Origin of the sequence: Pseudomonas sp. FSL R10-1339 (genome assembly GCF_009600545.1) — a bacterium.
In the GTDB taxonomy this organism is placed as follows: domain Bacteria; phylum Pseudomonadota; class Gammaproteobacteria; order Pseudomonadales; family Pseudomonadaceae; genus Aquipseudomonas; species Aquipseudomonas bubulae.
Genome location: NZ_WIVQ01000022.1, coordinates 1 through 24,401 on the forward strand (window position 1 = coordinate 1; position 24,401 = coordinate 24,401).

Consider the following 24,401-nt stretch of genomic DNA (forward strand, 5'->3'; position numbering starts at 1 on the left):
AATTCTACAGCGTTACACGCTGCTGTCAACACCTCATTCCCTGCTTCGATGACTTGAAGCTGACACCGCCGAAAACCGTCCAACTCATTGAAACTCAAGGAGTTTTCCGTTTCGACTGCGCCGGAAGTGGGGCGAATTATAGACAGTTACAAAACTGAGTCAAGGACTAATTGAGCGACTCTATCACTTAATCCAGAAACACCCGTAATACAGCTATATAGAGGGGGCTAACGCCCCCTCTATATAGCTACACAACACCCGACCGCCTTAAAGCCTCCACCGTTGCTGCCTTCAACCCCAGTACCTGCTCCAGCACCTGCCGGGTATGCTCACCCAGCAAAGGAGGAGCATTACGATACTCCACCGGGGTTTTGGACAACCGGATAGGGCTCGCCACTTGGGGTACCAGCCCCGCCAGCGCATGGGGCAACTGCATCGCCAACCCTCTGGCCTGAACCTGAGGATCAGCAAACACCTGCGCCAGGTCATTGATGGGCCCACAAGGCACGCCGACAGCCTCCAACTGTGCAACCCACTGAGCGGTGGTTTTAAACACCGTTGCCTGCCTGATGAGCGGTACCAGCTCCGACCGGTTCGCCACACGCAACTTGTTGGTAGCAAAACGCGGATCATCGACCCACTCCGGTCGGCCAGCTACTTCAGCAAACTTGCGGAATTGACTGTCATTTCCCACAGTAAGAATGAAGTCACCATCTGCCGTCGGAAAATCCTGATAAGGCACGATGTTTGGATGGGCATTACCCAGGCGTTGCGGAGCCACACCTGTAGTCAAATAGTTCATCGCCTGATTAGCCAAACAAGCGACCTGCACGTCCAGCAACGCCATATCTATATGCTGCCCGCCACCATCATGCTGACGATGGGCAAGGGCTGCCAGGATCGCAACCGTCGAGTAGAGCCCGGTCAAGATATCTGTCAGCGCAACACCCACCTTCACCGGCCCCGCACCCTCATCACCCTCAGGCCGCCCGGTCAGGCTCATCAACCCACCCAGCCCCTGAACCATAAAGTCATAGCCGGCCCGCTTGGCATAAGGGCCAGTCTGGCCGAACCCCGTAATCGAGCAGTAGATCAAGTCCGGATTCAATACCTTGAGCGACGCGTAGTCCAATCCATACGCCTCTAGACCACCCACCTTGAAGTTCTCGATCAGGATGTCGGATTTGGCTGCCAGCTCGCGAACCAGTTGCTGGCCTTGCGGCTTGGTGAAGTCAATAGTTACCGATTGCTTGTTGCGGTTGGCTGACAAGTAATAGGCAGCCTCCCCCGTACTCTCACCATAAGCATCTTTAAGGAAGGGGGGCCCCCAGGCCCGGGTGTCATCACCATTGCCCGGGCGCTCAACCTTGATTACCTCAGCCCCCAGGTCAGCCAGTATCTGCCCCGCCCACGGCCCCGCCAGCACACGAGACAAATCCAACACCCGCAAATGCGATAAAGCACCCATGAGCCGAGCTCCTGTTAATAGAACGCCTGAAGACCGGTCTGCGCACGCCCAAGGATCAAGGCATGCACATCATGCGTACCTTCATAGGTGTTCACGACTTCCAGGTTGACCAGATGGCGCGCCACGCCGAACTCATCGGAGATTCCGTTGCCACCCAGCATGTCGCGAGCCATGCGTGCGATATCCAGGGATTTGCCACACGAGTTGCGCTTCATGATCGAAGTGATCTCAACCGCCGCGGTACCTTCATCCTTCATCCGCCCCAGACGCAGGCAACCCTGCAGGGCCAGCGTAATCTCGGTCTGCATGTCAGCCAGTTTTTTCTGGATCAGCTGGGTCGCAGCCAAAGGCCGGCCAAACTGATGACGGTCAAGGGTGTACTGGCGCGCGGTGTGCCAGCAGAACTCGGCTGCGCCCAGCGACCCCCAGGAGATGCCGTAACGAGCCGAATTAAGACAAGTAAAAGGACCTTTCAGGCCGCGCACATCCGGAAAGATGTTCTCTTGCGGCACAAATACGTTGTCCATGACGATTTCGCCGGTAATGGACGCACGCAAACCGACCTTGCCGTGAATCGCAGGTGTAGTCAGACCCTTCCAGCCTTTTTCAAGAACAAAGCCACGAATGTCGCCTTCATCGTCCTTCGCCCACACTACAAACACATCGGCGATAGGGCTGTTGGTGATCCACATCTTGCTGCCCGTCAGGCTGTAGCCACCCTCTACCGAACGCGCACGGGTAATCATCGCACCAGGGTCAGAGCCGTGGTTTGGCTCAGTCAGACCGAAGCAGCCAATCCACTCGCCAGATGCCAGCTTGGGGAGGTACTTCTGCTTCTGCGCTTCGGTACCGAACTCATTGATCGGCACCATTACCAGGGAGGACTGCACGCTCATCATTGAACGGTAGCCCGAGTCGACACGCTCCACTTCGCGGGCAATCAGGCCGTAGCTGACGTAGTTAAGGCCACTGCCGCCGTACTGCTCAGGGATCATCGCGCCCAGCAAACCGGTCTCACCCATCTCACGGAAAATTGCAGGGTCGGTCTTCTCATTGCGGAAAGCCTCAAGTACACGCGGCGCCAGTTTGTCCCGAGCAAACTGCTCGGCACTGTCGCGCACCATGCGCTCTTCTTCAGTGAGCTGCTGATCCAGCAACAGTGGATCAATCCAGTTGAAGCTTGCTTTACCCGCCATGAGAGAACCCTCGCGTAATAGATCAAATATCGTGCACTGATCCTAGGCTCCCTCTATATAGAAGGACAAACGAGGATTCGACACGATGCTGTGATAATTTCTCACTCCGTGAACCACATGAAAGCCATTTCTGACTGTATTTAGTGAGGAAGCCGTACATGCGCCGCAAGATCCCCAGCACAACCGCCCTGATCAGCTTCGAAGCGGCTGCGCGCCATGAAAGCTTTACCAAGGCCGCACAAGAGCTTTCCATCACTCAAGGGGCTATTTGCCGACAGATCGCCAGCCTGGAAGAGTTTCTGAGTGTAGAACTGTTCCGACGCTCCAAGCGTGGCGTAAAACTGACAGAAGCCGGCATCTCCTACAGTAGGCGCATTGCAATCCAACTGGATGCTGTAGAACGGGACACGCTGTCCGTCATGGGCCAACAAGGCGCCAACGTGATCGAACTGGCCGTGGTGCCCACCTTCGGCACGCAATGGCTGCTGCCCCGGCTCAAGGACTTCCAGCAACAGCACCCGGATGTCACGGTCAACCTGACCAACCGCACACGCCCTTTTCTGTTCGCAGATACCGACTTCGATGCTGCCATCTATTTCGGTGATGCTGACTGGTCCGGCACTTCGTCCTACCGCCTGATGGGAGAAAACCCGGTGCCCGTGTGTAGTCCTAACCTGCTGGGCCCGCACAAGAGCCTCTCCCCGCACACCCTCGCCGAACTCCCCCTACTGCAGCAAACCACCCGCCCCTACGCCTGGCGCCAATGGTTCAACGCCCAGGACATAAATGTGCCACGCGACATGAGCGGCCCACGTTATGAGCTTTTTTCAATGCTGGCTCAGGCGGCCATGCATGAAATGGGGGTCGCCCTGATTCCGCCCTTTTTGATTCAGCGCGAATTGGCCGAAAAACGCCTGGTGATTGCCAATGACAGCAGCCTGCCCAGCACCAGGGCTTACTACCTGATGATCCCCGAACGCAAAATTGAGTCGGCTTCATTGCAGGCCTTTCGGGACTGGCTGATCAAGCAGGCCGAGGGCTACAGCCTGATTTAAAGGATCGCATCGTCCGCACCAACTATGTAGCGCAGCATAAAAAGTCACTACATATATAAGTAAATGTCGCGTTTTGACACTCGGGACTTTGGTCTAACTGGACAAACCTGCAGGCCAGTAACCACGCGGCCTACAGGGTATTTCTCAAAGTTATGCAGCGATAACCAAAAGAAATCTGAAAAAAACTCAAAAAAACGTCAAATCTTCTGTAAGCCACGTATTTAAAGGCATGCAGCCGACCATTGCGACATTCGGTCACTGCATGACTTGTAGTTTGTATCTCGTCATCCTCCATAAGTCCTTGAAGGGCAAAAAAATTGCCAGCAGAATGCCCCGCCCCACCCATACTTTTGGTGGGATCGTGCTGATCGGCCGCCCCAGTCGCACCATCCGTAGTGCGCTGGCTTTCTTATAAAAGATCACGCAGGAGATATGACGTGCACATTGGTGTTCCTCTCGAAACCCATACGGGTGAAACGCGGGTTGCTGCAACCCCGGAAACCATCAAGAAGCTGATCGGCCAAGGCCATAAAGTGACTGTTCAAAGCGGCGCCGGCGTTAATGCCAGCGTTATCGACAGTGCTTATGAAGCCGCCGGCGCAACTATTGGCAACGCTACAGATGCTTTCGGCGCAGAGCTGATTCTCAAGGTTGTCGCCCCCAGCGACAGCGAACTGGCCCTGATCAAAACCGGCACCGTGCTGATTGGCATGCTTAACCCGTTCAGCAATGAAACCATTGCCAAACTGGCCGAGCGCGGGATCACCGCCTTCTCTCTCGAAGCTGCTCCACGAACCTCTCGTGCGCAAAGTCTTGATGTGCTGTCATCCCAAGCCAATATCGCCGGCTATAAAGCCGTCCTGATCGCCGCTCACCACTATCCGCGGTTTATGCCGATGCTGATGACCGCCGCCGGTACCGTCAAAGCCGCTCGCGTGCTTATTTTGGGTGCCGGTGTTGCAGGTTTGCAGGCCATTGCCACCGCCAAGCGCCTGGGTGCCGTAATCGAAGCCAGCGATGTGCGACCTGCGGTTAAAGAGCAGATCGAATCGCTTGGAGCCAAGTTTGTCGACGTGCCTTATGAGACCGACGAAGAACGCGAGTGCGCCGTTGGCGTAGGCGGCTACGCCCGCCCGATGCCTGCCAGCTGGATGCAGCGCCAGGCACTGGCCGTGCATGAGCGCGCCAAGCAGGCTGACATCGTGATCACCACAGCCCTGATCCCGGGCCGTAAAGCCCCGGTGCTGCTAAGCGCAGAAACCGTAGCCCAGATGAAGCCGGGCTCAGTGGTCATCGATCTGGCTGCAGCCCAGGGCGGTAACTGCCCGCTGACCGTCGCCGATCAGGTCGTGGTTGAACACGGCGTAACCATCGTCGGCCACACCAACCTGCCCGCCATGGTTGCTGCGGACGCCTCGGCACTCTACGCCCGCAACCTGCTGGACTTCCTCAAGCTGGTCTTCACCTCCGAAGGGCAGTTCCAGATCAACCTTGAAGACGACATCGTCGCCGCGTGCCTGATGTGCCGCGACGGTCAAGTCGTGCGCAAAAACGGCTGAGGACAATAATAATGGAAGAGCTCATCTCCCCCGGTATCTACAACCTGATCATCTTCGTGCTGGCCATCTATGTGGGCTATCACGTGGTCTGGAACGTTACACCTGCGCTGCACACCCCGCTGATGGCCGTTACCAACGCCATCTCGGCGATCGTGATTGTAGGCGCCATGCTCGCCGCCGCGCTGACCGTTACCCCCCTGGGTAAAACCATGGGCACCCTGGCAGTCGCGCTGGCTGCCGTAAACGTATTCGGTGGATTTTTGGTCACCCGGCGCATGCTGGAAATGTTCAAGAAGAAAGCACCTAAAGCCAAAGAAGAGGTGCGCAAGCCATGAGCATGAACCTGGTTACTGTTCTGTATCTGGTTGCGTCGATCTGCTTCATTCAGGCCCTCAAAGGCCTGTCGCACCCCACCACCTCTCGTCGCGGGAACCTGTTCGGCATGCTCGGCATGGGTCTGGCGATCATTACCACGGTTGGCCTGATCTACAAGCTGGGCGCCGAGATTGCCACCGCTGGTATCGGCTACGTCATTGTTGGCCTGTTGGTCGGCGGTACAGCAGGCTCGATCATGGCCAAGCGTGTCGAGATGACCAAAATGCCTGAGCTGGTTGCCTTCATGCACAGCATGATCGGCCTCGCGGCGGTATTTATTGCCATTGCAGCCGTGGTCGAACCGCAATCGCTGGGCATCGTCAAACACCTGGGCGACGCCATCCCGGCGGGCAACCGTCTGGAGCTGTTCCTGGGCGCGGCCATTGGTGCAATCACCTTCTCCGGTTCGGTGATCGCTTTCGGCAAACTCTCGGGCAAGTACAAGTTCCGCCTGTTCCAGGGTGCACCGGTACAATTCGGCGGCCAGCACAAGCTCAATCTGGTACTGGGCCTGGCCACGCTGGGCCTGGGCATCACGTTTATGCTGACCGGCAACCTCAATGCTTTCGCGCTGATGCTGGCTCTGGCGTTCGTGCTGGGTGTGCTGATCATTATCCCGATTGGCGGCGCCGACATGCCGGTGGTGGTGTCGATGCTTAATAGCTACTCGGGGTGGGCGGCTGCCGGTATCGGTTTCTCGCTGAACAACTCGATGCTGATCATTGCCGGTTCGCTGGTAGGTTCTTCGGGCGCGATCCTGTCGTACATCATGTGCAAGGCGATGAACCGTTCGTTCTTCAACGTGATCCTCGGCGGCTTTGGCGGTGCAACCGACGTCGGTGGCCCGGCCGGTGCGCAAGAAGCCCGCCCGGTGAAATCCGGCTCGGCGGACGACGCCACCTTCCTGTTGACCAACGCCGACACCGTGATCATCGTCCCGGGTTACGGCCTGGCCGTGGCACGGGCACAACACGCACTTAAAGAGCTGACGGAAAAGCTGACTCACCGCGGCGTGACCGTGAAGTACGCGATTCACCCGGTTGCGGGCCGCATGCCAGGCCATATGAACGTACTGCTGGCCGAGGCCGAAGTGCCTTACGACCAGGTGTTCGAGATGGAAGATATCAACTCCGAGTTCGGCCAGGCCGACGTGGTGCTCGTACTGGGCGCCAACGACGTGGTCAACCCGGCGGCCAAGAACGATCCAAAATCGCCGATTGCCGGCATGCCGATCCTCGAAGCCTATAAAGCCAAGACTGTCATCGTGAACAAGCGCTCAATGGCCAGCGGCTATGCCGGTCTGGATAACGAGTTGTTTTACCTGGATAAAACCATGATGGTCTTCGGTGACGCCAAGAAAGTTATTGAAGATATGGTTAAAGCTGTCGAGTAACATCGCGCACCAACGCAACATCGAGAACCCCGGCGCTCTATTGGCCGGGGTTTTTCTTTTTCCAAGGAACCCGACCAAAGGCTCTAAATCGGCCGCTGGCATTCGACCATGGTAGCGGGACGCAAGGCTCTGAAAATGAATAGACTGCGCCTCTTGCTTCCGTTGCCCGAGATAACAATCCATGTACCGTGAACGTATTCGCCTGAACTCCCTGCACGATAAGGTCATGAGCGCCGAAGAAGCCGCCGCCCTTATCCAAGACGGCATGACTGTCGGCATGAGCGGTTTTACCCGTGCCGGCGAAGCCAAAGCCGTCCCCCAGGCCCTGGCCGAGCGGGCCAAGAAGTCGCCGCTGAAAATCACCCTGATGACCGGCGCCAGCCTGGGCAACGACCTCGACAAGCAACTGACGGAAGCCGGCGTATTGGCCCGTCGCATGCCGTTCCAGGTAGACAGCACTCTGCGCAAGGCGATCAACGCCGGTGAAGTGATGTTTATCGACCAGCATTTGTCCGAAACCGTTGAGCAGTTGCGCAACAATCAGCTCAAGCTGCCGGACATTGCAGTTATTGAAGCAGTGGCCATTACCGAACAAGGTCATATTGTTCCGACGACATCCGTGGGCAACTCCGCCAGCTTCGCGATTTTCGCCAAGCAAGTGATCGTCGAGATCAACCTGGCGCATAACCCGAACCTGGAAGGTCTGCACGACATCTATATTCCGACCTACCGTCCGACGCGTACACCGATCCCGCTGGTGAAGGTCGACGATCGTATCGGCAGCACCGCAATCCCGATCCCGGCGGAAAAAATCGTCGCCATCGTGATCACCAACAAGCCGGACTCGCCATCCACCGTGTCCGAGCCGGACAGCGAAACCGACGGTATCGCCTTTCATCTGATCAACTTCCTTAAAGCCGAAGTTGAAGCCGGGCGCATGACCAACAAGCTCGGCCCGCTGCAAGCCGGTATCGGCAACATCGCCAACGCGGTGATGTGCGGCCTGATCGACTCGCCGTTCGAAGACCTGACCATGTACTCCGAAGTACTGCAGGATTCGACCTTCGACCTGATCGACGCGGGCAAGATGAGCTTCGCTTCGGGCAGCTCCATCACCCTGTCGGAGCGTCGCAACTCGGACGTATTTGGCAATCTGGAGCGCTACAAGGACAAACTGGTCCTGCGCCCGCAGGAGATTTCCAACCACCCTGAAGTGGTTCGTCGCCTGGGTATCATAGGCATCAACACCGCCCTGGAGTTCGACATCTACGGCAACGTCAACTCCACTCACGTGTGCGGCACGCGGATGATGAACGGCATTGGCGGTTCGGGTGACTTTGCCCGCAACGCGCACCTGGCGATCTTCGTGACCAAATCCATTGCCAAGGCGGGTGCGATCTCCAGCGTGGTGCCAATGGTCAGCCACGTTGACCACACCGAACATGACGTCGACATCCTGGTTACCGAACAGGGTCTGGCCGACCTGCGTGGCCTGGCGCCGCGTGAGCGCGCACGGGTCATTATCGACAACTGTGTGCACCCGGACTTCCGTGAAGCTCTCAATGACTACTTCGCCAAGGCCTGTGCGATTGGCGGACACACCCCGCACATCCTGCGCGAAGCCCTGAGCTGGCATATCAATCTGGAAGAAACCGGGAAAATGCTGCCGTAACCCGCGAGCTAGACAGCCGCTGACGTAAATACTGTTACGTCAGCGGCTTTTTTATGCCTTATATTTCAAAAACTGTACTGCTGTACTGGTCATTTCCCACCCGCAACACTCCCTTTGACTCACTTTCGGGCCAATTTCGCACCACTTAGGTGCGGACAGGTACAGTTGAGTCTATTTGTGCCCGTACAGCGTGCATAAACAGTTAACTGGCCCATCGCAATACAGCCGAACTGTATCTAGAGACCCTGGACAAAGAGGAGGATCATTGGCATCAGTTAAACCACTAGCCAATGCCGCCACAAGCGGAAGGATGTCACCATGGAACGTACACTCAGTTCCGAACTGTTCAGCGAAAGCAGCACTGTAAACTCCCAGGCTTCCATGCCTTTGCGCGTACTTGCCAACCTGATGTTGTGGCAGCGCCGCATCTCCAGCCGCCATCAACTGGCTCGCCTGGACTCGCGTCTTCTGGCTGATGCCGGGATTAGCGAAGCACAGCGTTACGAAGAGCTGAGCAAGCCGTTCTGGCGCTGATTAGCGCTCGCTGGCCCTGACCACCGGTCCACCGCCAGCAACCTGAATTGAAAAAACAAAGCCCGTCGCGGATTACCGCTGACGGGTTTTGTCGTTTTAGGGCCGAGTTTTGCCCACTTGCAAAGTGACAAGTACAGTTTTAAATTAATTGAAATATCACAGGTACAGTTTGCCTGATACCTGATTCAGAGCACCCTGATACGCGCTTCGGACAAAACAACCTTTGCCTGAAGCAACCCTGAGCCTACTATTCGGCCCATAACCGTCTATTTTCATTAGTTCATGTTCAGGAGTATTACCATGCCCACTCTTCGCCTACTTAGTGCCGCAGTTCTGCTGGCTGTTGCTGCAAGCGCCAACGCCACGAGCTTCATCGCCACCACCGATGGCATCGTGGGTACGCTCAAAGCCACCACCGACCTGACATCGGATGCTACCGGCTCGTTTCGTGACAACAAGATCGTGCGCGCAGCCCGTGACGACGCTGCCAGCTTTGTGGCCAGCGAAGGCGCCATCCGTGGCGTGAAACTGGAAAGCGCCTTCGATGCCATCCGCCAGCAAGCACCACAGCTGCAGGCCACCGATGCACAGCTGGCCCAGGCGATCCTGACGATCTGATCGGGGTCAGCACTCTGTGAGAGCGGGCTTGCTCGCGATTCAGGCGCCCTGATTTCTCAGGTAAACCGCGCCGATACAATCGCGAGCAAGCCCGCTCCCACATATACCGTGCAGGCATGAAAAAAATTTCAACAACGCCCCCACGCTGGCCCTGCCCCGGCCATTACGCTAGCCTTGGCGCTCATTCAAACAGCCTCGAGACCCATGCGTTTTTCCTTATTAGCTCTGCTTGCACTCTGCTGGACTCAATCAGCCAACGCCTTCGACCTGACCACGCAAAATGTGGTGCTCAGTGGTTATGTCACCAGTAAAGTGACGTCCGCGCCTTTTGATCACAAACTGATACGTGCCGCCCAGGATGATGCCGCCGTCTTTATTGCCAGTGATGGCCAGACGCGAGGCGCACAGCTGGAGTCTGCCCTGCGTTATCTGCGCCAGAACCAGCCAAAATTGAGTGCCAGCGACCTTGAACTGGCACAGACAATTCTCGTCCAATAAATACCCGCTTTTTCTGGAGAAAATTCATGCGTAGCCCTTTGATTGTCGCCACTCTTGGCCTTTTGCTGCTTGCCGATGTGGCACAGGCACAGACCGTCGTGCAGACCAGTAACATCATCGTGCGTGCTTTTGGCCGCACCATCGATTTTACGTCCGATACAACTACCTCCATCCGTGACTCTAAAGTAGTGCGCGAAGCCCACGACGACGCCGCCACTTTCGTTGCCAGCCAAGGCGATATTCGCGGCGTACAACTGGAAGCAGCCTTCAGCACCTTGCGCGACCGCGTGCCTGAAGCCCGTAACGCCAGCGATCACGACCTCGCCGAAGCCATACTCGCACTGTGAGGCCGTTAACGCGCTGGCTCGCCGCCTGTGGCCTGCTGCTGATTGCCAGCAGCGCCCAGGCCGCGCTGCATCTGCAACTCAAGACCGAGGGCCTGAGCCCGGCCGAGCAACAGGCCAGCCAAGCCCTGCTTGATGAAGCCATGCAGAGACTGCCACCGCGTTTTATCGAACAACTGGATCGGCAAGTCCTGGTGGGGTGGACCGATGACATGCCCGCCAACGCTTACGGCCAGGCTTCGCTGACCTCCGAGCTGGACCTTAATCGCAAGCTGCTGGCCGGGCTGACCGATGGTTCCGCTGCCCGCCTGCAGACCAACCGCCCCCACGGCACTGTGCGCCGGGAGATGCTCGCTACCGTCTTGCACGAACTGACACACCTATATGACCGTGCCCGCCTCTGGCCCGCGGACGAGCGCACGCTGATACGCCGCTGCACCCGCCAAAACAGCAACACGGGGCTGATTGGCCTGCCCGACCAATGCCGCGGGCAAGCCGGACGCCGCTTCACCCTCAGCGATGACCCGCGTCTGCTTGATCTGGCCGGCTGGCAGCAATACGTGGGGCGCCGGGGCGAGCGCGAGCAAGACAATCATCAGGTGGTGCGCAGCCCGGACCTGTACGAAGTCAGCAGCCCCAAGGAATTTGTCGCAGTCAACATGGAGTATTTCCTCCTCGACCCGGCTTACGCCTGCCGCCGCCCGGCACTGTATCGCTACTACCAGCAGCATTTCGGCTGGGCGCCTGCCGCCAGAGACGAATGCCCGAAGGGTTTTGCCTTCCTCAATGCCGGCAACGATTTCGCCAAACAGCCACTGGGTACCGTCGATCCCGAGCGGGTCTACGCCGTCGACTACCTGCTGGCTGAGGCCAATCAGGAATGGGCCAGCCGCTGGGGCCATAGCATGTTGCGCCTGGTGATCTGTGCCCCGGGCCGCCCACGCGGGCCGGACTGCCGACTCGACCTGCAAGAACACTTAGTGTTGTCCTACCGGGCATTCGTCAATGACGTACAGCTCTCAAGCTGGGACGGCCTGACAGGCGCTTACCCATCGCGCCTTTTCGTATTGCCGCTGGCCCAGGTAATTGACGAATACACTAAAACCGAACTGCGCAGCCTGGCTTCCGTGCCGCTCAAACTGAGCCGCCCTGAAATCGAAGAAGTGGTTGAACACGCCGCCGAGATGCACTGGAGCTATGACGGCGACTACTACTTCATCTCCAATAACTGTGCGGTTGAAACCCTCAAACTGCTGCGCAGCGGCAGCGACAATGCCCGGCTCAAAGGCCTGGACAGCATTGTGCCCAATGGTTTGCTCGAAGTGCTCAAGGCTCGCGGTCTGGCCGATACCAGCGTGCTGGAGGATCCCAAAGAGGCGTTGCGCCTGGGTTATCGCTTCGACTCCTACCGTGATCGCTACCAGGCGATGTTTGATGTTCTCAAAACCCGCTTGCCGATCAAGCAAACCACAGTCGAAGACTGGCTGGCCCTTGATGCAGCAGAACGCCGCCCATGGCTTGAGCAAGCCGATCTGCGCGCCAGTGCGGCATTGTTGCTGCTGGAACAAGCCAGCTTTCGTCGGCAACTGCTGCTGGCACAGGATGAGGTCAAGCAAAAGTACCTGGGCGCACGCCAGCTCAAGGATGGCGGTATGGACAAAGCCAACAAGACCCTGCAGGAAATTCTTGCCAGCAGCGGTTTTCTCAGCCGCCCGGCAGAGTTGCTCGGCAGCGACGGCTACGGCTTGCCGCAAACCAGAGAGTGGGAAAAGCTCGAATCAGAAAGCAGTCAGCGCCAGCAACAGCTACTTCGTCTGACCACTGATCTGGACAAGGAGGTGCGCAGCCTGCTGGAGCCTGCCCGTGCAGCCGAAATTGCAGCCACCGAAGCCAACGTCAAACTGATCGGCGAACATCTACGGACAATCCACAAGGCATCCGGCGGTTTGCAGCTGCCCTGACCGAACTAAAGTTCGGTTGACAAGCCCTATCATTCTGCCACTATTCCGCGATGGAAAGTGGCACCGCGCCATTATTCGGCACTGATCAATGCCGTTGGCCACACCATCGTTTGAGTCACACCCTCTCATTTGTGAAGTGCTTGCCATAACCCCGGCAGGGACTGGCATGCACCGTTTACAGGTATCGGCAGGATTATATGGAGATAGCCAGAAACGACCGCACCTCTGTCTGGACGCTAGGCGACCAGGAGTGGCTGCAAGCAGATGACGGTACATTCTCTCTGCACCAGGTCGCTGGTACCAAGCCCCCGGCCGAGCTGGTTGATCTGGATTATCTGGTCGGGGCAACACCCGCGCCTGATACCTCTCCCGGCAACTACCTGCCTGCTGCATTCGCGTTTTGCCCCAGCACAGGCAAAGAACTGCCGAAGGTCGCCTACCAGACAACTACCCGCTGGCTACCGCCTTATGGCGATGGCAGTGGCTCTCGCGTGATCAATGAGCGCTGCAAACTGTCCTCGGCCGAGGAGATCAGCTCGCGCTTGTACAGCCAGTTGCTCGATACCCGCCAGGGTGACCTGAACAGTCGCAAGCTGATTATTGAGTTGCCTCGCAAGAACGGCCTCAACTTCCTCGCCGCCAACCTCGGCGGGCATCGCGAAGCCCTGTACGCACTAAGCCGCGAAGGCAGCTTGTTCCTGTGGCAAAGAGGCTCGGGCAAGTGGCTTGAGTTACTGCCAAAGAGCGAACCCATCGGTCGCTCTCGCCTGGAAAGCTGGGCCTGGTCAGTCGCCCTTCACGTGGACGAAAACCAGCAGCACCTGTTGCTCTCCAGCGATAGCGGAGCGACGTTAGTCAGTGTCGACCCACTCACACTGCGTTACCAAACCTTGCGCGACGACGGCAGCCCGCTGGCCGGCCCTGGCACACTGGAAGGCCAGTCTTATTTGCCTCAGCTCAAGAGCGGCCACGTTTGCATCGTCAACCCTGCCAGCCTCTACGGGTGGGACCGTTGCCTGGTTGAAGGCGCTGACCATGAGCGCATGACCCGGCTCTCGGCGCCGATTCTCGACGCAGCCTCCCGCCGCCTGTTGTGGATCGGTGAACACGGCTACCTCAGCCTGACCCAAGGCAGCGAACTCAAGGCCCAATGGCATCCGTGGCCCAACAACGCCACCGCCCATCCCGAGCAAGGGCCACCGTTTCTGGACGGCAGGGGCCTGTGGCAGCTGATCTTCGATGCCGACGGTCAGCATTACCTGCAACTGGATCCGGGTGCTACCGACCTGCCGATGCCCATCAAGGGGTATCGCCTGAGCACCGGTCATTTGAGCTTTAAATACAACATCCGGCTTGAGTTGCCCTGGGGCGAACACGACGAAAACATCGAGCCCACCACCCGTGAAGTGGTGCAGCCCTTCATCGAATTCGCCACGCAAAAGCGACTTCTCTCAATGCGGGCCCAGCAGTCCAGTACGCTGGAAACCTTTTTCGACAGCCGCCAGCCAATGGACGTTGATTATTGCTTCGAGCAGATTGGTGATCAGCGCTTTTCGATCAGTGCCCGCGCCAGCGAACCCTGGAATGCCCAGTGGTTCTTTTTTGATAACGCAATGTGGCTGTATATCGACTCATGCGGAGCGCTTTACCGATGGAATGCTTGACCTTCTGGCTGCGCCGCTGCCTGTTGCTCTCCCTCGTACTTGCCAGCAGCGTGGCCAGCGCAGAGCCTCTGCGCCAGGTATTCCTGGTACAAAATTCAGGTTGGATGGAGCCGTTCTACAGCGACCCGTCATCGCCGTTCAAGTCGATGGTCACCCAACTGGTGGGCACTGCTGCCGGCAGCGCAGAAGTCGTCATTGGCGGGTTCAACTAGGCTGACAGTCAGCACCCTTCGCCCGAGTGGATCTATCGCGGCCCGGCCAACCACGCTGCACTGCCCAACTACGTCAATGGCTTGAAGCTGGAGCGCAAAGCCAGCGGTGCCTATGCCGACACGGACTTCAAAGAGGCTTTGCTGGCCTCAATCACCACCGGGCTGGAAGGTCGCGAGGGTATTGTCTGGATCATCACCAACAATAAAAACAGCCCGAACAACAGCAGCGAAACCCAGGCCAAAAACCGCGAATTCTACGACCTGTTGCATAGCGAAGCAGCTATCACCCGGATTGCCGCCTTCCCGCAGAAAATGCCGGTCAAAGGCCCCAACTACGAAGCCAACGGGTTGATGATCTACGCTCTGGCCTATGGTCAAAAAGCCGGTGTCGCACTGGAGCAGGTGCTCAATCAGCCTGCCCTCGCCAGCTTGCTTAAAGATGACCGGGTACGGCTAAAGCCGTTGACCCAGGCTGCCGTGCGCTTTATTCCTACCGGTGTTGAAGACACTCAGGACGTGAGTGCCGAACTGGCCCCCGACCAGCAAACGGTCATCCTCAATATCAACGTCGACAGCTCGCCGAAAACGGCAGTGCTGCTGGGCAAATTCGAAAACCAGTTCAATCCTTACCAGATTCATGACGCGAAAATAGGCATGACCCTGGATATGCCGGGCGAAGCCCTGAACTCGAATATATCGCTGGACCGCCTGACAGACCTCGAGCCCGGCGCCCGCTCCGACGAGCTGAAGATCAGCCTGCAACTGCCGCCCCTGCCATCGCAATGGTCCAGCGATGTGATCTTTTCCAGCGGTTACCAACGCGCCGGCAGCATCAGCATCAATCTCAGCGAGCAACAACTGCGTATCTCCCAGGGGTTCATTGCGCGCATGAATGAACTGTTCCCCGGTGACGCCCTGCCTGACGTATTTATCCCCTCCGGTGAAGCCACTACTTCCGAGACCCGTCTGCCGGTTGTGCTGAAAATCAGCTACCCGCTCGGTCCGGTGCTCATGCTGCTGGGGCTGTTTGTTCTGCTCTTGATTGGCGCCCTGCTGGCTGCCTTGCTGATTGCAGGCAAAAAGACCCTGACCGTGATCGTCGAAGGTGTGCCCCAGTCTTATCCGCTCAAGCCCTTCAGCAGTGCCGGCGTATACGATTCAAACCAGAACAGGGTCGCGACCCTCAAGCGCGGCCTGTTTGGTGCCCGCCTGGAAAATATCCAGCCCGATACCGCCGTACGACTCAAGTAACCCCACACGCATAGCAAGGAAGTTTTATACATGGCACAGACCAGCACACTGCCAGCACCTATCGAAAGCGAAAGCCCTGCACCTGCGCCGTCGCCCACGACCACCACTCTGGCCGCGCCGCAACCGCTGGGCCTTGACCTCGGGGCGAAGAAAGTCGACAGCCGCGATGCCCTGATTGGCGTCGCCGTGCTGGTGGTACTGGCCATCCTGTTTTTCGTGATCAAAAACGCCTATGCCAACTGGCGCGTGCGTGAGCGTGTCGCACCGAGCCGGGCAAACGCCTCGGGCTGGTTCCTGTTTCTGGGCCTGTTGATGATCGCCATCATGGCCGTGCTCGCTGTACTCAACTCGGGGCAGTTCCTTGCGCCGCTCTACATCGCACCGTTGGGTGGCGTAGCTGCCATCTCGCTGGTGGCATGGCTGATGACGTTTTCGGCCAAACGCTAAACCCTAACGCCGGGGGGAACCACCCGCCCCTGGCCCGCTTTACCTGATTTGTGGATCAACACGCCGAGATCATCGGTTAGCCCCAAGGGCTCATGGAGTTTTAGATGGACAAGAGTGCACAACCTTCCGGCCCGGCAACCCCTCCGGTCAGTGAAAAGATTCACCCCACCTTGTTTATCGCCCTGGGCGGCACCGGCATGAAGGTCAACATCCGCCTGCGCCGGCGCATCCTCAATGCCATTTGGGGAGGAAACAATCAGGTACAGCACATTTCGGATTTTCCGCTGGTGCAGTTCATCAACTTCGACCTCGACTCCGGCGAAGTGACCCAGGATGGCAAATCGGTCAAAACTGACGTACTTGCCGAGCAGGTGGCCTTCACCTCCGAAGAAAAAGTCATTGAACCTCTGCACCTGAGCAAGTACACCCACTCCATTGATGAGCTCAATCGTCACCGTGAGGTGGCCGAGTGGTTCCCGTTGACGCCGGACAAGATCAAATCCCTGGGGATTGACCCTTCCAAAGGGGCCGGACAGATTCGCGCGTTGTCCCGCCTGTATTTTTTCGACAAATACCCCACCATTCGCGACAAATTGCGCGACAAGGTCGGGCGCTTGCTCAACAACATCGGCACTCAGGCTGACAAGCTGAAAAAACTCGGCCTGGAAATTGACCCCGGCAAAATCCGCATCGTCATCACCGGCTCTGCAGCGGGCGGCACAGGTTCAGGGTCATTTCTGGACATGGGCTACCTGGCCAAGGCAATCCTTAAAGAAAACAACATCTCCGGCAAGGTCGACCTGTTTTTTGTACTGCCAGGGGGCTTCAATGCCTTCAATACCGAGCGGGTACAGGCAAACGGCTACGCCGCCTTGATGGAACTGGAAACCTGCATGCGCGGCAACCCGTTGCTCAAGCACTGGGACGCCACCGACAACCTGTTTATCGAATCACGCCCATATGATGATGTGTTCATCCTCGACAACGGCAACGTGGCGCAAGCCCGAACCGAAAACCAGGAAGACATCTACGAGATGGTCTCCGATGTGTTGTTCACCGACTTCACCTCGCAAGACTTCGCGAACAAAAAGCGTTCGGTGGCCGTCAACCAGAACCAGTTCAAGATCCGTAGCTTTGACGTCAGCCTGCCGCAAGATTACGGCAGCGACACCAAGCTGCGCTTCCCGCGCGCTTACTCCTCCGTAGGGCAGGCGGTGCTCGACACCCAGATCGATGCCCGCCAGAACGTACGCCTTAACCAGCAAGTGCAACACATGCTCAAGGCATTCTTTGGTGTGGCCAACGCGGAAGTCACGGGCAATCGCCCGACCGATAAAGAGCGCGACGAGTTCCTCAAGGAACAGCTGACAATCACTGCGCGCACGTTCACAGATCTACCCGAGTTTCTGTCTCGCGTAGAGCTGACCCAGGCTACGGGTGAGTTCACTCACTACCAGATTGCCGATGACCTGCTGCAGGTCGAGGGTGACAACAGCGTCATTGCCCAGATCGAACAAAAGGTCGAGGTCTTGTTCGAGCGCCTGCAGAACGGCGGCGCCGATAAGGATCAATGGCTGACACTGGTACGCGAAATTCAGCAGCAACTGGAACGTGATACCAAAGGCAGTTCCATCGACAGCGCCGAGCGCAACCATGAAGTGCGCATCAAGGAAAACCGGCTCAAGCGTTTCGCTCAATGGACACGTGAAGACAGCTTGCCCGAGCAGCTGTTCCGTCGTCTCGACGACGACGAGCGCGGTGGGCTGGATTACACCCTGGCGCTGGTCGAAATGATCAAGGACCGTCTTGAAAACGATAACGGCATCATTCCCGCACTGGAAAAAAACGCCGGGCGTTTCAAGGAACTGTCTGAAAAGCTCGAGTCGTCAGAGCTTGCCCGGGAATTCGAGCGTCTGAAAGAAACCACGGGCAAAGGCCTGCTGGCCCGCCTGAGCGGTAAAGAAAAACAAGCCGACACCGTGATCAGCCAAGTCAAAGACACACTGCGCGACAGCCTGCTGTTCTATGTGCGCTCGGTCGCTGCCCGCGAGGCTGCACAATTGCTGCGCGACATTTCCGAATGGTTGGGGCGCAAGGAATCGGTCGACAACAACGGCCGCCCACTCTGGAGTGGCTTTGTCGGCCGCCTGCAGGATGGCCGCAACGCAGTCGATAACTTGCTCAAAGGTATCGATGCCAATATCGCCAAAATCAAGGCGAGCATCCACACCCAACACGCCACGCTGATCCCGCTGCAACTGGTGAAAAACGACGACGAACAACCCGTCGACAGCCAGCAAGTACGTGAGTGGGCCAAGGATGCATTCAAGGACTTCGGCGGCTCGAAAACCTTGTTTGGCAAACTGCAGACTCAAGAAGGCCAGGAAGAGTTGCTGCTCAAGCTACGCAACAAGGCCGTACAGCAGTTGCCGAAGAATCTGCCGGGCGTCGACCCGCTGATGACGGCCCTGGCTGCACTGACCCCGGATGAACAGCGCGAGAAATTCCGCCTGCTTCTGCAGCGGGCCATGCCCTGGGTGCCACTGAACCTCAATGGCGACTTTGATATTCACAAAGACCTTTACACCTGTCTGATTGGCGTACAAAACGCCAGTGAGTTCAGCCGCACTTATGGCGCCCAACTGGCCCAGTGTCTGCCGCAAGGCACGGGGATGACCGCCGGGCAAATTCAGTTTGTGGAGTCCGGTATGCCCGGCAAACTGATTTGCTACACCGAGTTAAGCGGTTTCCCGATCCCGGCGTTGACCCAGCTGTCGACTTACCTGGCCAGCTATCGCAAAGAAAGTGCAATCATCCCGTTGCATGTGCACAAACGCATCAGCCAGTTCGTGCAGCCCATCCAGTTCAACCAGGAGCAATACCGCCAGTTTGCCGAAGACTTCAAACTCTTTCTGCACGCTATTGCACTGGGCATCCTGGAGCGTCTGAACAACGGCTTGTACGAGTTCCTCATCGCCAAGGACAACTTCACCATTGGTGATGAGTTCTCCATTCGTCAAAGCGGCTTCCACAGTATTCATCGCACCGACATTACTGCGCAGGTCAAGGAGAAGTCCTTGCGCCTGGATAACGCTCAAGTGGCGGCGCTGGTAGAAGTGTTCGAAGATTTAAGTACCAGCGCCTACAAAGCGCAGAAACGCACGAACGAGAAAGGTGTATCCAGCAATTTTGAAGCATTTCCGTTCAAGATCGCCGAGTTGTTGAAGAACGAATATCTGGCTCGACTGAACCGTCAGGCTCCAGCTGACGCGAAAAAGCTGCGTACGCTTGCCGAGCAATACAAAGGGCAATGGGGCCGTCATATCGAAGGCTCCCTGGCTGATGTGTACAAAGAAGAAGTGGATGCCCTCCACGGCGAAAAACTCACCGTGGTTAAAGAGTTCTTTAACGAAGGCTGGCTGGAAAATCTGTTCAACCAGGCCAGTGCAGCCCCGCCAGCAGGTATGGCTCCACCACCGCCAGCAGCAGGTAACGGCGCACCACCACCGTTCGCCGCACCACAGCACAGCTACCACCTGAGTGTCAGCGGGACCAATTACGGCCCTTACAACACCCAGCAATTGCAGCAATATGTGCAGTCCGGGCAAATCACCCGCGACAGCCTGCTGTGGCGTGAAGGCATGCCTGCCTGGCAGACGGCCGGGCAAATCATGGAGCTTGCGCACCTGTTTGCGCCAGCCGTGGGCGGCCCTCCTCTGACAGCCCCGGCTCCACCGCCAGCACCTTGAGCGCACACGAGAAGACCATGTCCGCATCGTCAGCCAAAGCCTCTGCATTCCCGACCTCATGCGCCAACAGCGCCTGCGGTCAGGGGCTCTGCGGCCCAGTTAAATACTGCCCGTTCTGCGGCGTCTCGCTACAGCAGGCGCCCGCAGCGGTTACCCCGGTACCGGCAGCTGAACCCAAGGCTCGGCCAGCCACCCCTGCACCCAAAGCAACTGTCACACCTGCCAGTGCTCCACCAGCCCGGGACATACCTGCTGCAGCGCCAACACCTGTACCAGGTCCGGCGGCTCCCCCACCTGCGCCGCCTGCCGCAACACCAGCGCCCACCAACAGAAAACCGGCCCTGATAATGGCAGTTGTAACTCTGGCAGTGGTGGTGGGCGGCTACGTTGCAATCAAGATGATGGCCGGGCAAAGCCAGCAAAAGCTCGATGGCTTTTTGCAAACCGGTCAGAGCTGTTTTGACACCAGGGACTTTGCTTGCGCGCTGGACAATGCCGGGCTTGCCTTGCAACAGGACAGCAATGACCCTCGGGCCTTGAGTCTGCTGCAGCGTGCGCAGGCCGCCCAGGCGCGCCAGCAACAATTGCAGGATGCGGCGCAAAAACAGCAGTTGCTCAAAGCCCAGGCCGCCGAGGCGACGCGACAAGCCGATGCCTTGCGCGAACAGCAAGCTCTTGAGCGCCAGCGCCAGGAAGCGGCCGATCGCCAGGTGCGTGACCAACAGCAGCAACAGGCTGCCAAAGCTGTTAATGCCTCCCTGCAACAAGCGCAAAACGCGCTCAATGCCGGGGAGTACCAGTCTGCAATTGCCGTGGCCAGGGTCGTGCTGGGTATGGACCCAAACAATAGTCGGGCGCGCAACATCATCCGCCAGGCTGAACAACAACTCAAAGAAGCACTGAATCGAACCCGGATCGAATAATCAGGGTGTATGAGTTTTCCCCTCTCTTACTTGGAAGTTACTGATGAAATTGCCCTCCAACTCTTTGGATAAACGCTTGCTGGCCTTGGGCCTGGCTTCGCTACTGGGTCTGCAAGGCTGCGCCAATATCGACTCTGCCAGCATCAACCCGACCAACTGGAGTGGCAGCGACTGGATGAAGTGCGGGCTGGCAATTGCAGCAGGTGCGGCAGCGGGTGCTGCTGTGAGCGGTGCCAACGATAAAGGCGCAGGCGTATTGATTGGCGGGGTTGCCGGCATGGCCGCCTGTTTCGCGATCAATGCCAAGTCGGTACAGACCAAAACCGCTCAAGAAGTTGAACAACAATATAAAACCTCGGGCAAGAAACAACCGGCCCAGCCAGAACTGGTTAGCTACGACACCAGTATCCAGCCCGGTATGACCATCAAACGGGGTCAACCGATTACCGTGGTTTCCAATATTGTTGCGATCAACGGCGCGACCCAGCCGATCAGCGAAATCAAGGAAGAGATCCGCCTGTTTGCGCCCAACGAGGCCAAGCCGTTGAAAGAAGGCAGCAAGATCGCGAACACCAAAGGCGGCAGTGGCGGTTACGAGAACACCTTCACCATCACCCTCGATGAGCGTGCGCCGCAGGGTATCTACCGGATCGAAACATCAGTGGCCGTCAACGGCAAGCCGGCCAACACCCGAATCAACAATGTGCAGCTGGTGATGATTGATCGCGAGACCTATCAGCTGGCATTTCTGGATCGATAGCTGGCGGGTTGCATTCGCCCTGTAGCCGCTGCTGAAGAAACCAGGCAGCGGCTACACAGGCTCCTGTCATCACGCACCCGGCACAAAATGCTTCTGCGCCGTGCCGTGGGCGATCAGCCGCGAGAGATAGTTCATTTTGTCGGCGTCCTGATCGACAAAGCGAAAGGTCAGTTGCAACCACGCACTGTCCGGTTTTGGCTCGAATGCCACGATGGCATGCAGATAACCGTTCAAACGCGCCACCTCGGCGTTCTCGCCCTGCTCAAGGTCGAGTACGGCACTGTCCAGTACCTGAGGCAGCACTTCGCCACGACGCACCACCAGCAGCGCCTCCTTGAGGCTCAACGCCTTGATTACGCAGGTTTGGGTACCGCTGGGCAAACGCAGTTGCCCCTGACCACGGCTGGTCAGCGCCGGTGCCGCGACAGGTGCCGGCCGTGGTGCCGGGGCAACCGGGGCAGATGTCACCGACGTCGTGGTCACGACCTGCGCCTTGCCACCGGTCAATGCATTCAGCGAGTCATTGCCAAAGGCCGAATTAACCCGCGTCGGGGTGCTGGCCATCACGGCGCTCAGCAATCCCGCCTTGGTGAACGCCTTCTTCACCTTCGACAGTAACTGCTCATTGGTGAAGGGTTTGCTGACGAAATCCGAAACTCCAGCCTGAATGGCCTGGATCACGTTCTCTTTGTCACCACGGCTGGTGACCATGATAAAGGGCAGCGTTTTCAGACGGTCTTGCTCGCGGCACCAGGTCAACAGCTCAAGGCCGGACATCTCCGGCATTTCCCAGTCGCACAGCACCAGATCGAAGGCTTCACGGGACAGCAAGGCCTGGGCTTTGCGGCCGTTGACCGCGTCTTCGATCCTGATGCCCGGGAAGTAGTTACGCAGGCAATTTTTAACCAGATCACGAATAAACGACGCGTCATCTACCACCAGCACACTAACCTTGCTCATCGACTGCTCCTTGGATATGAACGCCCGAAAACCAAAACGCCCGGCATTGAGCCGGGCGTTTTTTAGATCGGGCTGCCTTATTTATCGTCAGGCGACGACGCAACATTAGCGTTATCGGCACCCGTGCCCTGAACTTCTTCGCGCATGCGCTTGAGACCCATGTGCCGCACGTCTGTACCGCGTACCAGATAAATCACCAGCTCCGAGATATTGCGGGCGTGGTCGCCGATACGTTCCAGTGAGCGCAGCACCCAGATGATGCTCAACACACGCGTGATCGAACGCGGATCTTCCATCATGTAAGTGGCCAGCTCACGCAGCGCGGTCTTGTACTCACGGTCGATGATTTTGTCGTACTGCGCCACAGACAGGGCAAGATCGGCGTCAAAGCGGGCAAACGCATCCAGTGCATCACGCACCATATTGCGCACCTGGTCACCGATATGGCGCACTTCAACGTATCCGCGCGGCGCCTCACCTTCTTCGCACAACTGAATGGCTCGACGGGCGATCTTGGTCGCTTCGTCACCAATGCGTTCCAGGTCGATCACCGACTTGGAAATGCTGATGATCAATCGCAAGTCAGACGCCGCAGGCTGACGACGGGCCAGAATGCGCAGGCACTCCTCGTCGATATTGCGCTCCATCTGGTTGATCTGTTCATCGATCTCACGCACCTGTTGCGCCAGGCCCGAGTCGGCCTCGATCAGTGCGGTCACCGCATCGTTGACCTGCTTCTCGACCAGGCCGCCCATCGCCAGCAGGTGGCTGCGCACGTCTTCGAGTTCCGCGTTGAACTGCGCGGAAATGTGATGGGTGAGGCCATCCTTTGAAATCATGGTTCTGCTCCGCAAAAGCTGTGAGCTGCACGCGGTTAGCGGCCAGCCGAATTATCGTGACATAGAACGGGCAATGCCGCTCAAACTAGCCATAGCGCCCGGTAATGTAGTCTTCGGTCTGCTTTTTGGCCGGGTTGGTGAACAGCGTGTCAGTGTCACCATATTCAACCATCTTGCCCATGTACATGAACGCCGTGTAATCCGAGACACGGGCTGCCTGTTGCATGTTGTGGGTTACGATCACGATGGTGAACTTGGACTTGAGCTCGTAGATCAGTTCTTCGACTTTCAACGTCGAGATCGGGTCGAGTGCCGAGCATGGCTCATCGAGCAGCAACACTTCGGGCTCTACCGCGATGGTACGGGCAATCACCAGACGCTGTTGCTGGCCACCGGACAAACCCAGTGCCGAGTCGTGCAGGCGGTCTTTGACTTCGTCCCACAACGCCGCGCCCTTGAGCGCCCATTCGACGGCTTCATCGAGCACACGCTTTTTATTGATGCCCTGGATGCGCAGGCCGTAAACCACGTTCTCGTAAATGGTTTTGGGGAACGGATTGGGCTTCTGGAATACCATGCCGACGCGGCGACGCAGTTCGGCTACATCCTCGCCCTTGCGGTAGATGTTGTTGCCGTACAGGTTGATCTCGCCTTCTACGCGGCAACCGTCCACCAGGTCGTTCATGCGATTGAAGGTACGCAGCAGCGTCGACTTGCCACAGCCGGACGGGCCGATAAACGCCGTGACCCGTTGTTTCGGGATATTCAGGCTGACGTCGTACAGGGCCTGTTTTTCACCGTAGTAAAGATTCAGGCCCGGGACTTCAATAGCGACTTCTTCGTTTGCCAGGTTCAAGCTTTGTTTGGTGCGACCCAAGGCGGACATGTTGATGCCGTGGGTTGAGGATTCATGCTGCATGGGT

The 24,401-nt window shown here is 57.6% G+C and carries 22 protein-coding genes; 17 read left to right on the forward strand and 5 right to left on the reverse strand.

Annotated elements, in window-relative coordinates:
- Positions 1–247: 247 nt before the first annotated feature.
- The gene (locus tag GHO03_RS09355; RefSeq protein ID WP_095021413.1) at positions 248–1,468 is read right to left on the reverse strand and encodes a CaiB/BaiF CoA-transferase family protein; all 1,221 of its coding nucleotides are present in this window, start codon (positions 1,466–1,468) and stop codon (positions 248–250) included.
- Positions 1,469–1,482: 14 nt separating this feature from the next.
- Positions 1,483–2,664 carry an acyl-CoA dehydrogenase gene (locus tag GHO03_RS09360; RefSeq protein WP_095021414.1) on the reverse strand — a complete coding sequence of 394 codons (1,182 nt, stop codon included), beginning with the start codon at positions 2,662–2,664 and terminating at the stop codon, positions 1,483–1,485.
- A 158-nt stretch (positions 2,665–2,822) separates the two neighbouring features.
- On the opposite strand from GHO03_RS09360, the gene GHO03_RS09365 reads away from it, so the two are divergent.
- The 17 genes from GHO03_RS09365 to GHO03_RS09440 all read left to right on the forward strand — a co-directional run bounded on the left by GHO03_RS09365 (position 2,823) and on the right by GHO03_RS09440 (position 21,679).
- Positions 2,823–3,719: a LysR family transcriptional regulator gene (locus tag GHO03_RS09365; protein ID WP_095017960.1), complete on the forward strand. Its 897-nt coding sequence runs from the start codon at positions 2,823–2,825 to the stop codon at positions 3,717–3,719.
- A gap of 437 nt (positions 3,720–4,156) precedes the next feature.
- Positions 4,157–5,278, forward strand: coding sequence for a Re/Si-specific NAD(P)(+) transhydrogenase subunit alpha (locus GHO03_RS09370; RefSeq protein ID WP_094999508.1), 1,122 nt, complete (start codon positions 4,157–4,159; stop codon positions 5,276–5,278).
- An 11-nt stretch (positions 5,279–5,289) separates the two neighbouring features.
- Positions 5,290–5,613, forward strand: a complete 324-nt coding sequence (locus GHO03_RS09375) for an NAD(P) transhydrogenase subunit alpha (RefSeq protein WP_003438157.1) — start codon at positions 5,290–5,292, stop codon at positions 5,611–5,613.
- On the forward strand, positions 5,610–7,046 hold the full coding sequence (locus GHO03_RS09380; protein ID WP_094999509.1) for an NAD(P)(+) transhydrogenase (Re/Si-specific) subunit beta: 1,437 nt from the start codon (positions 5,610–5,612) through the stop codon (positions 7,044–7,046). Before GHO03_RS09375 ends, GHO03_RS09380 begins: the two co-directional genes overlap by 4 nt.
- A 181-nt stretch (positions 7,047–7,227) precedes the next feature.
- The gene (locus GHO03_RS09385) at positions 7,228–8,718 is read left to right on the forward strand and encodes an acetyl-CoA hydrolase/transferase family protein (RefSeq protein WP_094999510.1); all 1,491 of its coding nucleotides are present in this window, start codon (positions 7,228–7,230) and stop codon (positions 8,716–8,718) included.
- 318 nt (positions 8,719–9,036) lie between these two features.
- Positions 9,037–9,252 carry a DUF1127 domain-containing protein gene (locus GHO03_RS09390; protein WP_094999511.1) on the forward strand — a complete coding sequence of 72 codons (216 nt, stop codon included), beginning with the start codon at positions 9,037–9,039 and terminating at the stop codon, positions 9,250–9,252.
- Positions 9,253–9,552: 300 nt separating this feature from the next.
- Positions 9,553–9,870 carry a DUF2388 domain-containing protein gene (locus tag GHO03_RS09395; RefSeq protein WP_094999512.1) on the forward strand — a complete coding sequence of 106 codons (318 nt, stop codon included), beginning with the start codon at positions 9,553–9,555 and terminating at the stop codon, positions 9,868–9,870.
- Positions 9,871–10,074: 204 nt separating this feature from the next.
- The gene (locus tag GHO03_RS09400) at positions 10,075–10,368 is read left to right on the forward strand and encodes a DUF2388 domain-containing protein (RefSeq protein ID WP_094999513.1); all 294 of its coding nucleotides are present in this window, start codon (positions 10,075–10,077) and stop codon (positions 10,366–10,368) included.
- A gap of 26 nt (positions 10,369–10,394) precedes the next feature.
- Positions 10,395–10,715, forward strand: coding sequence for a DUF2388 domain-containing protein (locus tag GHO03_RS09405; protein ID WP_016782951.1), 321 nt, complete (start codon positions 10,395–10,397; stop codon positions 10,713–10,715).
- Positions 10,712–12,673 carry a DUF4105 domain-containing protein gene (locus tag GHO03_RS09410; protein WP_094999514.1) on the forward strand — a complete coding sequence of 654 codons (1,962 nt, stop codon included), beginning with the start codon at positions 10,712–10,714 and terminating at the stop codon, positions 12,671–12,673. Before GHO03_RS09405 ends, GHO03_RS09410 begins: the two co-directional genes overlap by 4 nt.
- Positions 12,674–12,870: 197 nt before the next feature.
- Positions 12,871–14,337 (forward strand): hypothetical protein, encoded by a 1,467-nt coding sequence (locus tag GHO03_RS09415; protein WP_130872239.1) that lies wholly within the window; start codon positions 12,871–12,873, stop codon positions 14,335–14,337.
- Positions 14,325–14,549, forward strand: a complete 225-nt coding sequence (locus GHO03_RS25360) for a hypothetical protein (protein ID WP_218574310.1) — start codon at positions 14,325–14,327, stop codon at positions 14,547–14,549. Before GHO03_RS09415 ends, GHO03_RS25360 begins: the two co-directional genes overlap by 13 nt.
- Before the next feature lie 81 nt (positions 14,550–14,630).
- A complete protein-coding gene (locus GHO03_RS09420) occupies positions 14,631–15,800 on the forward strand; it encodes a hypothetical protein (protein ID WP_218574311.1) in 1,170 nt (389 codons plus the stop codon).
- 30 nt (positions 15,801–15,830) lie between these two features.
- The gene (locus tag GHO03_RS09425; RefSeq protein ID WP_094999517.1) at positions 15,831–16,247 is read left to right on the forward strand and encodes a hypothetical protein; all 417 of its coding nucleotides are present in this window, start codon (positions 15,831–15,833) and stop codon (positions 16,245–16,247) included.
- 104 nt (positions 16,248–16,351) lie between these two features.
- On the forward strand, positions 16,352–19,996 hold the full coding sequence (locus tag GHO03_RS09430; RefSeq protein WP_094999518.1) for a tubulin-like doman-containing protein: 3,645 nt from the start codon (positions 16,352–16,354) through the stop codon (positions 19,994–19,996).
- A 347-nt stretch (positions 19,997–20,343) separates the two neighbouring features.
- The gene (locus tag GHO03_RS25115) at positions 20,344–20,919 is read left to right on the forward strand and encodes a hypothetical protein (RefSeq protein ID WP_178110300.1); all 576 of its coding nucleotides are present in this window, start codon (positions 20,344–20,346) and stop codon (positions 20,917–20,919) included.
- Positions 20,920–20,962: 43 nt separating this feature from the next.
- On the forward strand, positions 20,963–21,679 hold the full coding sequence (locus GHO03_RS09440) for a hypothetical protein (protein WP_095017952.1): 717 nt from the start codon (positions 20,963–20,965) through the stop codon (positions 21,677–21,679).
- 69 nt (positions 21,680–21,748) lie between these two features.
- Here the strand turns inward: GHO03_RS09440 and GHO03_RS09445 are convergent, their stop codons facing one another.
- The 3 genes from GHO03_RS09445 to pstB all read right to left on the reverse strand — a co-directional run bounded on the left by GHO03_RS09445 (position 21,749) and on the right by pstB (position 24,397).
- Entirely contained in the window at positions 21,749–22,639 is an 891-nt protein-coding gene (locus tag GHO03_RS09445; protein WP_153399689.1) for a response regulator, read from the reverse strand.
- Between the two features lie 77 nt (positions 22,640–22,716).
- A complete protein-coding gene (phoU, locus tag GHO03_RS09450; RefSeq protein ID WP_094999522.1) occupies positions 22,717–23,478 on the reverse strand; it encodes a phosphate signaling complex protein PhoU in 762 nt (253 codons plus the stop codon).
- 85 nt (positions 23,479–23,563) lie between these two features.
- Positions 23,564–24,397: a phosphate ABC transporter ATP-binding protein PstB gene (gene pstB, locus GHO03_RS09455; RefSeq protein WP_094999523.1), complete on the reverse strand. Its 834-nt coding sequence runs from the start codon at positions 24,395–24,397 to the stop codon at positions 23,564–23,566.
- Positions 24,398–24,401: the final 4 nt, after the last annotated feature.